At 55.4% G+C, this 15,115-nt stretch carries 13 protein-coding genes; all 13 read left to right on the top strand.

Features of this window, described 5'->3' with window-relative positions:
• Positions 1–192: 192 nt before the first annotated feature.
• The gene (gene ilvI / locus IAE30_RS06010; protein WP_034825999.1) at positions 193–1,917 is read left to right on the top strand and encodes an acetolactate synthase 3 large subunit; all 1,725 of its coding nucleotides are present in this window, start codon (positions 193–195) and stop codon (positions 1,915–1,917) included.
• Between the two features lie 2 nt (positions 1,918–1,919).
• Positions 1,920–2,411, top strand: a complete 492-nt coding sequence (ilvN, locus tag IAE30_RS06005) for an acetolactate synthase small subunit (protein ID WP_034825997.1) — start codon at positions 1,920–1,922, stop codon at positions 2,409–2,411.
• 197 nt (positions 2,412–2,608) lie between these two features.
• Positions 2,609–3,619 (top strand): catabolite repressor/activator, encoded by a 1,011-nt coding sequence (gene cra / locus IAE30_RS06000; RefSeq protein ID WP_200678526.1) that lies wholly within the window; start codon positions 2,609–2,611, stop codon positions 3,617–3,619.
• A 493-nt stretch (positions 3,620–4,112) separates the two neighbouring features.
• Positions 4,113–4,571, top strand: coding sequence for a division/cell wall cluster transcriptional repressor MraZ (gene mraZ, locus IAE30_RS05995; RefSeq protein WP_038649082.1), 459 nt, complete (start codon positions 4,113–4,115; stop codon positions 4,569–4,571).
• A 2-nt stretch (positions 4,572–4,573) separates the two neighbouring features.
• Positions 4,574–5,515 (top strand): 16S rRNA (cytosine(1402)-N(4))-methyltransferase RsmH, encoded by a 942-nt coding sequence (gene rsmH / locus IAE30_RS05990; protein ID WP_034825988.1) that lies wholly within the window; start codon positions 4,574–4,576, stop codon positions 5,513–5,515.
• A complete protein-coding gene (gene ftsL, locus IAE30_RS05985) occupies positions 5,512–5,832 on the top strand; it encodes a cell division protein FtsL (RefSeq protein WP_034825986.1) in 321 nt (106 codons plus the stop codon). Before rsmH ends, ftsL begins: the two co-directional genes overlap by 4 nt.
• A gap of 20 nt (positions 5,833–5,852) precedes the next feature.
• The gene (locus tag IAE30_RS05980) at positions 5,853–7,619 is read left to right on the top strand and encodes a peptidoglycan glycosyltransferase FtsI (RefSeq protein ID WP_200678524.1); all 1,767 of its coding nucleotides are present in this window, start codon (positions 5,853–5,855) and stop codon (positions 7,617–7,619) included.
• Positions 7,606–9,093, top strand: coding sequence for a UDP-N-acetylmuramoyl-L-alanyl-D-glutamate--2,6-diaminopimelate ligase (murE, locus tag IAE30_RS05975; protein ID WP_200678522.1), 1,488 nt, complete (start codon positions 7,606–7,608; stop codon positions 9,091–9,093). The genes IAE30_RS05980 and murE overlap by 14 nt, the downstream gene beginning before the upstream one ends.
• Entirely contained in the window at positions 9,090–10,451 is a 1,362-nt protein-coding gene (gene murF, locus IAE30_RS05970) for a UDP-N-acetylmuramoyl-tripeptide--D-alanyl-D-alanine ligase (RefSeq protein WP_200678514.1), read from the top strand. Before murE ends, murF begins: the two co-directional genes overlap by 4 nt.
• On the top strand, positions 10,445–11,527 hold the full coding sequence (gene mraY, locus IAE30_RS05965; RefSeq protein WP_034829683.1) for a phospho-N-acetylmuramoyl-pentapeptide-transferase: 1,083 nt from the start codon (positions 10,445–10,447) through the stop codon (positions 11,525–11,527). The genes murF and mraY overlap by 7 nt, the downstream gene beginning before the upstream one ends.
• Positions 11,528–11,529: 2 nt before the next feature.
• Entirely contained in the window at positions 11,530–12,846 is a 1,317-nt protein-coding gene (murD, locus tag IAE30_RS05960; RefSeq protein WP_200678512.1) for a UDP-N-acetylmuramoyl-L-alanine--D-glutamate ligase, read from the top strand.
• On the top strand, positions 12,846–14,060 hold the full coding sequence (gene ftsW / locus IAE30_RS05955; RefSeq protein WP_038649075.1) for a cell division protein FtsW: 1,215 nt from the start codon (positions 12,846–12,848) through the stop codon (positions 14,058–14,060). The genes murD and ftsW overlap by 1 nt, the downstream gene beginning before the upstream one ends.
• On the top strand, positions 14,057–15,115 hold the full coding sequence (murG, locus tag IAE30_RS05950; RefSeq protein WP_200678503.1) for an undecaprenyldiphospho-muramoylpentapeptide beta-N-acetylglucosaminyltransferase: 1,059 nt from the start codon (positions 14,057–14,059) through the stop codon (positions 15,113–15,115). Before ftsW ends, murG begins: the two co-directional genes overlap by 4 nt.

Here is a 15,115-nt window from a genome sequence, read left to right as displayed (position 1 = left end):
TTATGGTAATCGACCTACTCTTAAAAGAATCAACTCAAGTAGATTCCCTGTACCTGGAAGGCAGAAATGAATTCTGTCATCTGAGCATAAACATAAGGTTTTGATCTTAACTGGCGAATACGGGGCTGGGTGCCAGTGGCGCAGGGGCAATGCGCGTCACGGGATCCGGTTCCTCAAGCCTGGAGGCAGAAAATGGAGATGTTGTCAGGAGCCGAAATGGTCGTCCGTTCGTTAATCGATCAGGGCGTTAAGCAGGTATTCGGCTATCCGGGCGGAGCAGTGCTCGACATTTACGATGCGCTGCAAACGGTCGGTGGTATTGACCACGTATTAGTGCGTCACGAGCAAGGCGCAGTGCATATGGCTGATGGTCTGGCACGCGCGACCGGCGAAGTCGGCGTGGTGCTGGTCACCTCTGGTCCAGGCGCAACCAATGCCATTACCGGTATTGCGACGGCCTATATGGATTCGATTCCGATGGTGATTCTGTCGGGTCAGGTGCCGTCTTCACTGATCGGCTACGATGCGTTCCAGGAGTGCGACATGGTCGGGATTTCCCGTCCGGTGGTCAAACACAGCTTCCTGGTGAAAAACGCCGAAGAGATCCCAACCGTGCTGAAAAAAGCCTTCTGGCTGGCAGCAAGCGGCCGCCCAGGCCCGGTGGTGATCGACCTGCCAAAAGACATTCTTAACCCAGCGAACAAACTGCCGTACGTCTATCCTGAATCGGTCAGCATGCGCTCTTATAACCCGACGATTCAGGGACATAAAGGACAGATTAAGCGTGCATTGCAAACGCTGCTGGCCGCGCATAAGCCGGTGATTTATGCCGGTGGCGGTGCGATTATGTCAGGCTGTGAGGCGGAGCTGCTGCAGTTAGCTGAACAGCTGAATATTCCGGTCACCATGTCACTGATGGGCCTCGGCGTGTTCCCTGGCACGCATCGCCAGAGTGTAGGCATGCTGGGCATGCACGGTACTTACGAAGCCAACATGACCATGCACAATGCCGATTTGATTTTCGGCATTGGTGTGCGCTTCGATGATCGTACCACCAACAACCTGGCAAAATATTGCCCGAACGCCACCATCATGCATATCGACGTCGATCCGACCTCGATTTCCAAAACCGTCAGCGCCGATATCCCCATTGTGGGTGATGCGAAGCAGACGCTGTCGCAGATGCTGGAACTGCTGGCACAAAGCGATGCGAAGCAAGAGCTGGATAGCCTGCGCGACTGGTGGCAGACCATTGATGGCTGGCGTAGCCGTAAGTGCCTGGAATTTGATCGCACCAGCGACAAGATCAAACCGCAAGCGGTTATCGAAACCATTTGGCGTCTGACTAAGGGGGATGCGTATGTTACCTCTGATGTCGGCCAGCATCAGATGTTCGCCGCGCTCTATTATCAGTTTGATAAGCCGCGTCGCTGGATCAACTCCGGTGGCCTTGGCACCATGGGCTTCGGCTTACCGGCTGCGCTGGGCGTGAAAATGGCGCTGCCGGATGAAACCGTCATCTGCGTGACCGGTGATGGCAGTATTCAGATGAACATCCAGGAACTGTCGACTGCGCTGCAGTACGATTTGCCGGTGCTGGTACTGAACCTCAACAACGGTTTCCTCGGTATGGTGAAACAGTGGCAGGATATGATTTATTCCGGCCGCCACTCGCAATCCTACATGCAATCTCTGCCTGACTTTGTGCGTTTAGCCGAAGCCTACGGACACGTGGGTATTTCCATCGCGCACCCCGCTGAGCTGGAAGAGAAGCTGCAGCTGGCATTGGATACCCTGGCGAAAGGGCGTCTGGTGTTTGTTGATGTGAATATCGACGGCAGCGAGCACGTTTACCCGATGCAGATTCGCGGTGGTTCGATGGATGAGATGTGGCTGAGCAAAACGGAGAGGACTTAATTATGCGTCGTGTGTTATCGGTATTGCTGGAAAATGAATCCGGCGCATTGTCTCGCGTGGTGGGCTTGTTCTCACAGCGCGGCTATAACATCGAAAGCCTGACCGTTGCGCCAACCGACGATCCAACGCTGTCACGCATGACCATTCAGACGGTCGGCGATGAAAAAGTGCTGGAGCAGATTGAAAAGCAACTGCACAAGCTGGTGGACGTGTTACGTGTCAGCGAGTTAGGGCAGGGTGCCTACGTTGAACGTGAAATCATGCTGGTGAAGATTCAGGCAAGCGGGTATGGCCGTGAAGAAGTGAAGCGCAGCGCGGAAATTTTCCGTGGCCAGATTATCGATGTGACGCCAACGCTGTACACGGTTCAGCTGGCAGGCACCAGCGATAAACTCGACGCCTTCCTTAACACGGTGCGCGATGTTGCTGAGATCGTTGAAGTGGCGCGATCAGGGATTGTGGGCGTGTCACGTGGCGATCGTGTGATGCGTTAATTCCGCAGAGTTATCATCCTGCTTCAAAGCTAACCCGGCGTAATGCCGGGTTTTTTTATTTAATGCGCTTGTGAGTGCTGCCCGATAAAAGCGGTTGCTCAGCGTAGTGTTCTGCGGTTAGATGTTACAAATGTTTTACCCATAGCTACTCTGCGGACATTTGCCCAGCCCTGGCTTATCAGAATTAAGGTGTCATCGTGAAACTGGATGAAATTGCGCGCCTGGCGGGCGTGTCGCGCACCACGGCCAGCTACGTTATTAATGGCAAAGCGCGGCAGTATCGTGTCAGCGACAAAACCGTCGAAAAAGTGATGGCGGTGGTGCGTGAACATAATTATCACCCCAATGCTGTTGCGGCAGGCCTGCGCGCCGGGCGTACGCGTTCAATTGGTCTGGTGATCCCGGATCTTGAGAACACCAGTTACACGCGCATTGCCAATTATCTGGAGCGCCAGGCTCGTCAACGTGGCTATCAGCTGCTGATTGCCTGCTCGGAAGATCAGCCTGACAATGAAATGCGTTGTATTGAACATCTGCTACAGCGCCAGGTGGATGCGATCATCGTTTCCACCACACTGCCGCCAGAACACCCGTTTTATCAGCGCTGGATTAACGATCCGCTGCCGATTATCGCGTTGGACCGCGCGCTGGATCGTGAACACTTCACCAGTGTGGTCGGTGCCGATCAGGACGATGCGCATGCACTGGCGGCTGAATTGCGTCAGCTTCCGGTGAAAAACGTGCTGTTCCTTGGGGCCTTGCCTGAGCTTTCAGTCAGTTTCCTGCGTGAAATGGGCTTCCGCGATGCGTGGAAAGACGATGAACGTACGGTGGATTACCTCTACTGCAACAGCTTTGATCGCGCTGCGGCTGCCTCACTGTTCGAGAAATACCTCGAAGATCATCCGATGCCGGATGCGTTGTTTACCACTTCATTCGGTCTGCTTCAGGGCGTGATGGATATCACCCTGAAGCGTGATGGCCGCCTGCCCACTGATCTGGCTATCGCCACCTTTGGCGACCACGAATTACTGGACTTTTTAGAGTGCCCGGTACTGGCGGTGGGGCAGCGTCATCGCGATGTCGCCGAGCGAGTGCTGGAATTAGTTTTGGCCTCGCTGGATGAACCGCGTAAACCGAAGCCGGGATTAACCCGTATTCGACGCAATTTATTCCGTCGTGGCCAATTAAGCCGACGTATGAAATGAAATCGCGGGCAGATCGCTGCCCGCACTTATTAATCATCCAGATATTTTTCTGCCATAGGACTGGGGTAAAAAAGCGTAAATAGTCACCACTTTCCCTAACGAATTAACTGCGCTGAATTTTCTTATTTGTTTACATCTTCAGCAGTGACGCGTAGCAGAGCTGGCGCGATGGTGCTGGGCTTCCTTTCAGAAATCCCCTAAAATGCAGCCGCTGTCGCATATCCCGGGATAATTATCTTTTGCGATTAAAACGCTTTATTTTTCGCCATTTTTCAAATCGTGAAAATTTTTATTCCATTATTCATCAGGTTAATTTCTTATTTTGCCAATCATTCCCCTTAATTGCCCTCCATTAAATAATTCTCACCCTTGTAAAGAGTGATATTCACTTGTCGTTGCGGCTTGACAAGGATTTCATAGGCTCCGTAAACTCGTTTCGTGGTAAAAAGTGGGATAAAGTGGTGAAAACGGGTGATTGGGGGGTAGGACTGACATGTTCCGAGGAGCAACGTTAGTCAATCTCGACGGCAAAGGCCGATTGGCGGTACCAACACGCTATCGTGAATTGCTTGTCGCGGAGTCTCAGGGGCAAATGGTGTGCACCATTGACCTCCACCAGCCATGTCTGTTGCTTTATACCCTGCCCGAATGGGAAATCATCGAGAAAAAACTGGCGCGCTTATCCAGCATGAATCCGAACGAACGTCGCGTGCAGCGACTGCTGTTAGGACATGCCAGTGAATGCCAGATGGATAATGCAGGTCGTTTGTTGCTAGCGAATACGTTACGACAACATGCGAGCCTGACCAAAGAAGTGATGCTGGTTGGACAGTTCAATAAGTTTGAGCTGTGGGATGAACAGACCTGGTATCAACAAGTTAAGGACGATATTGACGCAGAACAGTCGGCTCAGGAGCCTTTATCTGAGCGGTTGCAGGACTTGTCGCTATAGCTATGCAGGATAATTTTAAACACACCACAGTGCTGCTGGATGAGGCGGTTAACGGTCTCAATATCAGGGAAGACGGCATTTACATTGACGGCACTTTTGGGCGCGGCGGTCACTCACGTCTGATCCTTTCGCAACTGGGCGAGAAGGGGCAGTTACTGGCGATCGATCGCGATCCGCAAGCCATAGCCGCCGCAGCTGAAATTCAGGATCCACGTTTTTCGATTGTGCACGGACCCTTTTCGGCGCTGGCAGAGTATGTCGAAGCGCGTGGTCTCACCGGCAAGATCGATGGCGTATTGCTCGATCTTGGCGTGTCATCACCGCAGTTGGATGACGCAGAGCGCGGTTTCTCGTTTATGCGTGATGGGCCGCTGGATATGCGTATGGACCCGACACGGGGCCAGTCTGCGGCCGAGTGGCTGATGAACGCCGAGGAAGCCGATATCGCTTTCGTCATCAAGACCTACGGTGAAGAGAAGTTTGGCAAACGTATCGCACGCGCCATCGTCGAGCGCAATCGTGAACAGCCAATGACGCGCACCAAGGAATTAGCCACTGTGATCGCTGCTGCGATGCCAGTGAAAGACAAGTTTAAGCATCCGGCCACGCGCACCTTCCAGGCGATTCGTATCTGGATCAACAGCGAACTGGAAGAGATCGACACCGCGCTGAAAGGGGCAATGTCGGTGCTGGCACCTGGCGGTCGTTTATCGGTTATCAGCTTCCACTCGCTGGAAGATCGGTTGGTCAAACGCTTTATGCGCGATCAGAGCCGTGGCCCGCAAGTTCCAGCGGGTATTCCAATGACCGAAAGCCAACTTAAAGCGCTGGGCGGACGTGAGCTGAAAACCTTAGGCAAGCTGATTCCGGGCGAAGCGGAAGTTAACGAGAACCCACGCGCGCGCAGTTCGGTACTGCGAATTGCTGAGAGGACCGCGACATGATTGGCAACGAGCGACACAGCCTGCCTGGCGTCATCGGCGGTGACCTGCTGCGATTCGGCAAGATCCCGGTGTTGCTACTGATTGCGGTACTTGTGTCCTCGGTGTTAGTGGTCACCACCACACACAAAACGCGCCTGTTAACGGCGCAGCGCGAACAGTTGGTTTTAGAACGTGATGCGCTTGATATCGAGTGGCGTAACCTGATTTTGGAAGAGAATGCGCTCGGCGATCATAGCCGGGTTGAGCGAATAGCAACCGATAAGCTGCAGATGCAGCATGTTGATCCTTCACAGGAAAATATCGTGGTGCAGAGATAAATAAGGAATCGCAGACCTCAATGAGCGGCGCAGGCAAAACGCTGAAGTTAAAAAAACAGGAAGATAAGGCCAGCTTTATAAGCTGGCGTTTTGCGTTGCTGTGCGGCTGTATTTTACTGGCTTTGGGCGGATTGCTGTCACGCGTGGCGTGGTTACAGGTCATCAGCCCGGATAAACTGGTGAAAGAAGGAGATCTGCGTTCGCTGCGGGTGCAATCTGTTCCTACTGCACGTGGCATGATCAGCGACCGTGCTGGACGTCCATTGGCCGTCAGTGTACCGGTGAATGCCATCTGGGCTGACCCTAAAGAACTGATGGAACATGGCGGTGTGTCACTCGACAGCCGCTGGAAAGCCCTCTCAGATGCCTTATCTATCCCACTCGATCAACTCGCCGCGCGCGTGAATGCCAATCCCAAAGGGCGCTTTATCTATCTGGCGCGCCAGGTGAATCCGGCCATTGGCGAGTACGTCAAAAAGCTCAAGTTACCCGGCATTTATCTGCGTGAAGAGTCGCGCCGCTACTATCCAGCGGGTCAGGTCACTGCGCATCTGATCGGCTTTACCAACATTGATGGCCAGGGCATTGAGGGCATCGAAAAGAGCTTCGACAAGTGGCTGACCGGTGCGCCAGGCGAGCGTACGGTGCGTAAAGATCGCTATGGTCGTGTGATCGAAGATATCTCCTCCGTGGACAGCCGCGCGGCGCACAACCTGACGCTCAGTATCGACGAGCGTTTGCAGGCGTTGGTTTACCGCGAATTGAACAATGCTGTAGCCTTCAACAAGGCGGAGTCAGGCACTGCCGTTCTGGTGGATGTGAACACCGGCGAAGTGCTGGCGATGGCAAACAGCCCGGCTTACAACCCGAACAATCTCTCCAACACGCCGAAAGATGTGATGCGCAACCGTGCCATTACCGACATCTTCGAACCCGGCTCCACCGTGAAACCGATGGTGGTGATGACCGCGCTGCAGCGTGGTGTGGTGAAAGAGAACAGCGTACTGAATACCGTGCCGTACCGCGTCAATGGTCATGAGATCAAGGACGTGGCGCGCTACAACGAATTGACCCTTACCGGGGTTTTACAGAAGTCGAGTAACGTCGGGGTTTCACGTTTGGCGTTAGCGATGCCCTCCTCAGCACTCGTAGACACTTACGCGCGCTTTGGACTGGGTAAACCGACCAATTTGGGGCTGGTCGGGGAAAGTAGTGGCTTATACCCTCAAAAACAACGGTGGTCTGACATAGAGAGGGCCACCTTCTCTTTCGGCTACGGGCTAATGGTAACGCCGTTACAGTTAGCGCGAGTCTACGCAACGATTGGCAGCTACGGCATCAATCGCCCGCTGTCGATCACCAAAGTTGACCCGCCTGTGGCGGGTGAACGCGTTTTCCAGGAAGACCTGGTGAAAACGGTGATGCACATGATGGAGAGCGTGGCGTTGCCTGGCGGTGGTGGGGTCAAAGCCGCCATCAAGGGCTATCGCATCGCGATTAAAACCGGTACTGCGAAAAAAGTGGGACCGGACGGACGCTACGTCAATAAATACATTGCTTACACGGCAGGCGTTGCGCCTGCCAGTCGCCCTCGTTTTGCGCTGGTGGTGGTGATCAACGATCCTCAGGCCGGCAAATATTATGGTGGTGCGGTTTCTGCACCGGTGTTTGGCGCCATCATGGGCGGTGTATTACGTACCATGAATATCGAACCTGATGCGTTGCCAACAGTTGATAAAGACGAGTTGGTGAAGAACAGAAGTGAGGAACCAAGTGACCGATCGTAACCTGCGCGATTTACTGGCCCCGTGGGTGCCGGGCGCGCCGGCGCGTCCACTCCGTGACATGACACTGGATAGCCGCGCTGCGGCTGCTGGCGATCTGTTTATCGCCGTGGCGGGCCATCATGCTGATGGACGTCGTTTTATTCCGCAGGCAATTGCTCAGGGCGTCGCGGCAGTGATTGCCGAAGCCGAAGGCGAAGCCAGCGATGGAGATATCCGCGAGATGCACGGCGTCCCGGTTATCTACCTGGCGCAGTTGCAGCAGCGTCTCTCTGCACTGGCCGGGCGCTTTTATCAGCAGCCTGCTGAAAAACTCAAATTAATCGGTGTCACCGGCACCAACGGAAAAACCACCACCACGCAGCTGATGGCGCAGTGGGCCAATCTGCTGGGTGAAACCGGTGCCGTGATGGGCACCGTGGGTAATGGCCTATATGGCCAACTGGTGGCCACCGAAAACACCACCGGTTCCGCAGTGGATGTACAACATGTATTAAATGATCTGGTGGAGCAGGGTGCCACGCTGGCCGCGATGGAAGTCTCTTCTCACGGCCTGGTGCAGCATCGCGTGGCGGCATTGCCGTTCGCGGCTGCCGTGTTCACCAATCTGAGCCGCGATCACCTGGATTATCACGGTGATATGCAGGGCTACGAAGCCGCCAAATGGCTGCTGTTCTCTGAGCATCAGGTTGGCGAAGCCATTATCAACGCCGATGACGAGGTCGGACGCCGCTGGCTGGAAAAACTGCCAGATGCCGTTGCCGTCACCATGGATGACAACTTGCAGCCTGGCTGTCGTGGGCGCTGGCTGAAAGCTACTGCGGTGAATTATCACGATGGTGGCGCCCATGTTCAGTTCCAGTCGAGCTGGGGCGATGGCGAGTTTGATAGCCGCCTGATGGGCGCATTCAACGTCAGCAATCTGCTGCTGGCACTGGCCACCTTGCTGACGCTCGATTATTCGCTGGAGGCACTGGTATCAAGCGCTGCACAGCTGCAACCGGTATGTGGCCGTATGGAAGTGTTCACGGCACCAGAAAAACCCACAGTGGTGGTGGATTATGCCCACACCCCTGATGCGCTGGAAAAAGCGCTGGAAGCCGCGCGCTTGCACTGCAAAGGCAAGCTGTGGTGCGTATTCGGCTGTGGCGGCGATCGCGACAAAGGCAAACGTCCACTGATGGGCGCGATAGCTGAACAGTTTTCTGACATCGTGGTGATCACTGATGACAATCCGCGCAGCGAAGAGCCGACCGCGATTGTGAATGACATTCTGACTGGCTTGCTCGATCCCGGTCGTGCCCGCGTGGTCGCAGGACGTGCGCAAGCGGTCACTAACGCCGTGATGCAGGCCAATGCTGATGACATCGTGCTGGTGGCGGGTAAAGGCCATGAAGATTATCAAATCATTGGTAACCGTCGTCTGGATTACTCCGATCGCGACACCGTCGCCCGTTTACTGGGGGTGATGGCATGATTCCGGTTTCTTTGAAAACACTGGCTGAAATCAGCGGCGGTCAACTGCATGGCGCTGATTTGACGCTGAATGATGTGACCAGCGACACGCGCAAAGTTGCTGATGGCAGCTTGTTTGTCGCACTGGTCGGTGAGCGTTTTGATGCGCATGACTTTGCTCAGGATGCTATTGCCAAGGGTGCCAAAGCGCTGCTGGTGAGTAAGCACTTGCCTTTAGATGTGCCGCAAGTGGTGGTCGCTGATACGCGCATCGCCTTTGGTCAGCTCGGCGCCTGGGTGCGCCAGCAATCGAAGGCGCGTGTGGTAGCCCTGACCGGTTCATCCGGTAAAACCTCCGTCAAAGAGATGACCGCTGCCATTTTGCGTCAGTGTGGTGAAACCCTGTATACCGCTGGCAACCTGAACAACGACTTCGGCGTGCCGATGACGTTGCTGCGTCTGACTCCTGAACACGAGTTCGCGGTGATTGAGCTCGGTGCCAATCATCAGGGCGAAATCGCGTACACCACCGATTTAGTGCGTCCCGAAACGGCGTTGGTAAATAACCTGGCTGCAGCGCATCTGGAAGGCTTTGGTTCACTGGCCGGTGTGGCGAAAGCCAAAGGTGAAATCTTTGGCGGGCTACCGGTACACGGCACTGCCATCGTCAATGCGGACAGCAACGACCTCGCTAACTGGCAGTCGCAGTTTGTCGATAAAACGCTGTGGCGCTTCTCACCCCAGCCGATGGCGGATGCAGAATTCCGTGCCAGTGAAATCGTGCTGCGCGCTGATGCCACGCTGTTTACTTTGCATACGCCGCGCGGGGATATCGATGTTGCGCTGCCGCTGCCAGGCCGCCATAACATCGCGAACGCACTTGCTGCTGCTGCGCTGGCACTGTCTGTTGATGCCCCGCTAAGCGCGATCCAAACCGGTTTGAAAACACTGCAGCCCGTAGCGGGCCGTCTGTTCCCGATACGTCTGGCAGATAACCAACTGCTGCTGGATGACAGCTACAACGCCAACGTCGGCTCGATGACGGCGGCCGCACAGGTACTGGGCGATATGCCGGGGTTCCGCGTGATGGTCGTCGGTGATATGGCCGAACTGGGCGATGAAGCGGAAGCTTGCCATCAGCAGGTGGGTGAAGCAGCCAGGGCAGCAGGTATTGATTGTGTGCTGAGTACCGGCACTTTGAGTCGGTTGATCGGTGAAAGTAGCGGCAAAGGCGAGCATTTCGCCACCAAAGCCGAGCTGACTGAACGTTTACGCGCATTGCTGTCCCAACATCAGGACATCACTATTTTGGTTAAAGGCTCACGTAGCGCCGCCATGGAGCAGGTCGTCGAGAGCTTACAGGAGAAAGGAACATGCTAGTCTGGCTGGCCGAACATTTGGTCGCACTTTATTCCGGCTTTAACGTCTTCTCTTATTTGACGTTTCGCGCCATTGTCAGCCTGCTGACCGCCCTGTTCCTGTCACTCTGGATGGGCCCGCGCCTGATCGCCTGGCTGCAGAAGCTGCAGATAGGCCAGGTGGTGCGTAACGACGGTCCTGAATCGCACTTTAGTAAGCGCGGTACGCCAACCATGGGCGGCATCATGATCCTCACTTCCATCACCGTATCGGTGTTGATGTGGGCGTATCCATCCAACCCTTATGTGTGGTGCGTGCTGGCGGTGCTGATTGGTTTCGGCATCATCGGTTTTGTGGATGACTATCGCAAAGTGGTGCGCAAAGACACCAAAGGCCTGATTGCCCGCTGGAAATACTTCTGGATGTCGGTGATTTCCCTTGGCGTGGCTTTTGCGCTTTACGCTGCGGGTAAAGGTACACCGGCCACACAGTTGGTGGTGCCGTTCTTTAAAGACATCATGCCGCAGCTTGGATTGTTCTATGTGCTGCTGGCTTACTTTGTGATTGTCGGCACCGGTAATGCGGTCAACCTGACTGATGGTCTGGATGGCCTGGCGATTATGCCAACCGTGTTCGTGGCAGCAGGTTTTGCGCTGGTGGCATGGGCGACCGGTAACGTGAAGTTTGCTGAGTATCTGCATATTCCCTATCTGCGCCATGCCGGTGAATTAGTGATTGTCTGTACCGCGATTGTCGGTGCAGGTCTTGGCTTCCTGTGGTTCAACACCTACCCGGCTCAGGTCTTTATGGGCGATGTGGGTTCACTGGCACTGGGTGGCGCGTTAGGCACTATCGCCGTGCTGCTGCGCCAGGAATTTTTGCTGGTGATCATGGGCGGCGTGTTTGTGGTTGAAACGCTGTCGGTGATCCTGCAGGTGGGATCGTTCAAGCTGCGCGGCCAACGCATTTTCCGCATGGCGCCGATTCACCACCACTATGAATTGAAGGGCTGGCCGGAGCCGCGCGTCATTGTGCGCTTCTGGATTATTTCACTGATGCTGGTGCTGATTGGCCTGGCAACGCTGAAGGTACGTTAATCATGGCTGACTATCGGGGCAGAAAAGTCGTCATCATTGGACTCGGCATCACTGGCCTGTCCTGTGTTGATTTCTTCCTCGCGCAGGGCGTGACGCCTCGCGTGATGGATACCCGTGTGTCTCCGCCTGGCCTCGACAAGTTGCCTGAGGCGGTTGAACGCTATGTGGGCGGTATCAACAGCGACTGGTTGCTGGCGTCGGACTTGATCATTGCCAGTCCAGGCATCGCGCTGGCGCACCCTGCATTAAGTGAAGCTGCGGATGCCGGTATCGAAATCGTCGGTGATATCGAACTGTTCTGCCGTGAAGCTCAGGCTCCGATTGTCGCGATCACCGGCTCGAACGGTAAAAGCACTGTCACCACGCTGGTGGGTGAAATGGCCCGTGCAGCAGGTTGGCAGGTTGGCGTGGGTGGTAACATCGGTTTACCGGCGCTAACCCTGCTGAAATCTCCGCCACAGTTGTATGTGCTGGAACTTTCCAGCTTCCAACTTGAAACCACCTACAGTCTGCAAGCTGCGGCTGCCACCATTCTCAACGTGACGGAAGATCATATGGATCGCTATCCGTTGGGCATGCAGCAGTATCGTGCGGCGAAATTGCGCATTTATGAAAACGCCCGCGTCTGTGTGGTCAATGCCGATGATGGTATGACCATGCCCGTGCGTGGTGTTGATGCACGATGTGTCAGTTTTGGCATTAATCTGGGTGATTATCACCTGACCCAGCAGCAAGGCAGCACCTGGTTGCGGGCGCAGGGCGAAAGAGTGCTAAACACTGATGAAATGACTCTGGTGGGCCAGCACAACTACACCAACGCACTGGCGGCGCTGGCTCTGGCAGATGCGGTGAATATCCCGCGCGCTTCCAGTCTGAAAGCGTTAACCACTTTCACTGGCCTGGCACACCGTTTTCAGCTGGTGCATGAAGCGAACGGTGTGCGCTGGATCAATGACTCCAAAGCCACCAACGTCGGCAGCACTGAAGCGGCACTCAATGGTTTGCAGGTGAAAGGCACCTTATGGCTGCTGATGGGCGGCGATGGCAAATCTGCTGATTTCAGTTCGCTGACGCGCTTTTTGCAGGGCGACAACGTACGTCTCTATTGCTTTGGCCGCGACGGCGATGCGCTCGCTGCATTGCGCCCTGAGATCGCTACGCGCACAGAAACGATGCAGCAAGCCATGGAGCAGATTGCCCCTCAGGCGAAGGCGGGCGACATGGTGCTGCTGTCACCGGCCTGCGCCAGCCTCGATCAGTTCCGTAATTTTGAACAGCGCGGTGATATTTTCGCGCAACTGGCGAAGGAGCTGAGCTGATGCGCATTCCGGGTGCCAGTATTGCCAGCTTCCTCTCCGTGCGTTTACGCGATTGGGTGATGGGGGGCCGTGAAAATGATGATGCGCCAGTGGTGCTGTATGACCGCACGCTGCTGTGGCTGACCTTTGGTTTGGCGATTATCGGCTTTGTGATGGTGACTTCAGCGTCGATGCCGGTCGGCCAGCGTCTTAACGAAGACCCGTTCTACTTCGCTAAACGCGACGCTTTTTATATTGCCCTGGCGGTAGGTATGGCGCTGGTGACATTGCGCGTGCCCATGGATTTCTGGCAGCGCTACAGCAACGTGATGCTGATGGCGTCTGTTGCAATGCTGCTGATTGTCTTGGTGGTGGGCAGCTCGGTTAACGGTGCATCGCGCTGGATTGCCTTGGGCCCATTGCGTATTCAGCCGGCTGAATTATCCAAGCTGTCCCTGTTTTGCTATCTCGCCAGCTATCTGGTGCGCAAAGTAGAAGAAGTGCGTAACAACTTCTGGGGCTTCTGTAAGCCGATGGGTGTGATGGTGGTGCTGGCCGTTCTGCTACTGGCGCAACCCGATCTCGGCACGGTGGTGGTGCTGTTTGTCACAACGCTGGCGATGTTGTTCCTCGCGGGCGCCAAAATGTGGCAGTTTCTGGCGATCATCGGCTCCGGTATTTTTGCCGTGGTGCTGCTGATCATCGCTGAACCCTATCGTATGCGCCGTGTGACCTCTTTCTGGAACCCATGGGAAGATCCCTTTGGCAGCGGCTACCAGCTGACTCAGTCTCTGATGGCCTTTGGCCGTGGCGAATTCTGGGGCCAGGGTCTCGGCAACTCGGTGCAAAAACTTGAGTATCTGCCCGAGGCGCATACCGACTTTATCTTCTCCATCATTGGTGAAGAGTTGGGTTATGTCGGTGTGGTTTTGGCGCTGTTAATGGTATTCTTCGTGGCTTTTCGCGCGATGTCGATTGGTCGCCGTGCTCTGGAGATCGATCAGCGCTTTTCTGGCTTCCTCGCTTGCTCAATTGGCGTGTGGTTTAGCTTCCAGGCGCTGGTTAACGTCGGTGCGGCCGCAGGCATGCTGCCGACCAAAGGTCTGACACTGCCGCTGATCAGTTACGGTGGCTCAAGTCTGATCATTATGTCGACCGCCATCGTGTTTTTATTGCGCATTGATTATGAAACGCGTCTGGCGAAAGCGCAGGCGTTTACCCGAGGTGCTCGATGAGTAGTAAGCGGCTGATGGTGATGGCCGGTGGAACCGGTGGGCACGTGTTCCCTGGTCTGGCGGTGGCACACCATCTGATCGAACAGGGCTGGCAGGTGCGCTGGCTCGGAACCGCTGACCGAATGGAAGCGGATTTGGTGCCGAAGCATGGCATTGAGATAGATTTTATCCGCATCAGTGGTTTGCGCGGCAAAGGTGTCAAAGCACAGTTATTGGCACCGGTGCGCATCTTCAATGCATGGCGTCAGGCGCGTCGCATCATGAAGAGCTGGCAGCCGGATGTGGTGCTCGGCATGGGCGGATATGTTTCCGGCCCGGGCGGATTAGCCGCGTGGAGTTGCGGTATCCCGGTGGTGCTGCATGAGCAGAATGGCATTGCCGGGCTGACCAACAAATGGCTGGCGAAAATTGCCACCAAAGTGATGCAGGCATTTCCGGGTGCATTCCCGAAAGCCGATGTGGTTGGCAATCCCGTGCGTACCGATGTGTTGGCCCTGCCGCTGCCGGCTGATCGCCTGAGTGGACGCAGCGGCGCGATTCGTGTGCTGGTAGTTGGCGGAAGCCAGGGCGCACGCATTTTAAACCAGACCGTGCCACAAGTGGCCGCAGAACTGGGTGATGCCATCACGGTTTGGCATCAAAGCGGTAAAGGCGCGCTGGAGATGGTGCAGCAGGCTTATCGCGATGCCGGACAGCCGCAGCACAAGGTCACCGAGTTTATCGATGATATGGCGGAAGCCTATGCCTGGGCGGATGTGGTGGTGTGTCGTTCGGGCGCCTTAACGGTGAGCGAAGTCGCCGCCGCAGGTTTACCGGCAATCTTTGTGCCGTTTCAGCATAAAGACCGCCAGCAGTACTGGAATGCGTTGCCGCTGGAGCAAGCGGGCGCAGCCAAAATTTTCGAGCAGCCGCAATTTACCGCGACTGCAGTAGCGGACACGTTGCGCCACTGGGATCGCACAACGCTGCTGGCGATGGCTGAGAAAGCGCGCCAGGTTGCGATTCCTGATGCAACCGATCGGGTTGCGCAGGAAGTGGCACGCGTCGCGAAGTAA

It is taken from the genome of Pantoea sp. S61, from assembly GCF_016625145.1.
Classification (GTDB): Bacteria; Pseudomonadota; Gammaproteobacteria; order Enterobacterales; family Enterobacteriaceae; genus Pantoea; species Pantoea rwandensis_B.
This window is presented reverse-complemented; position numbering and strand designations above follow the sequence as displayed.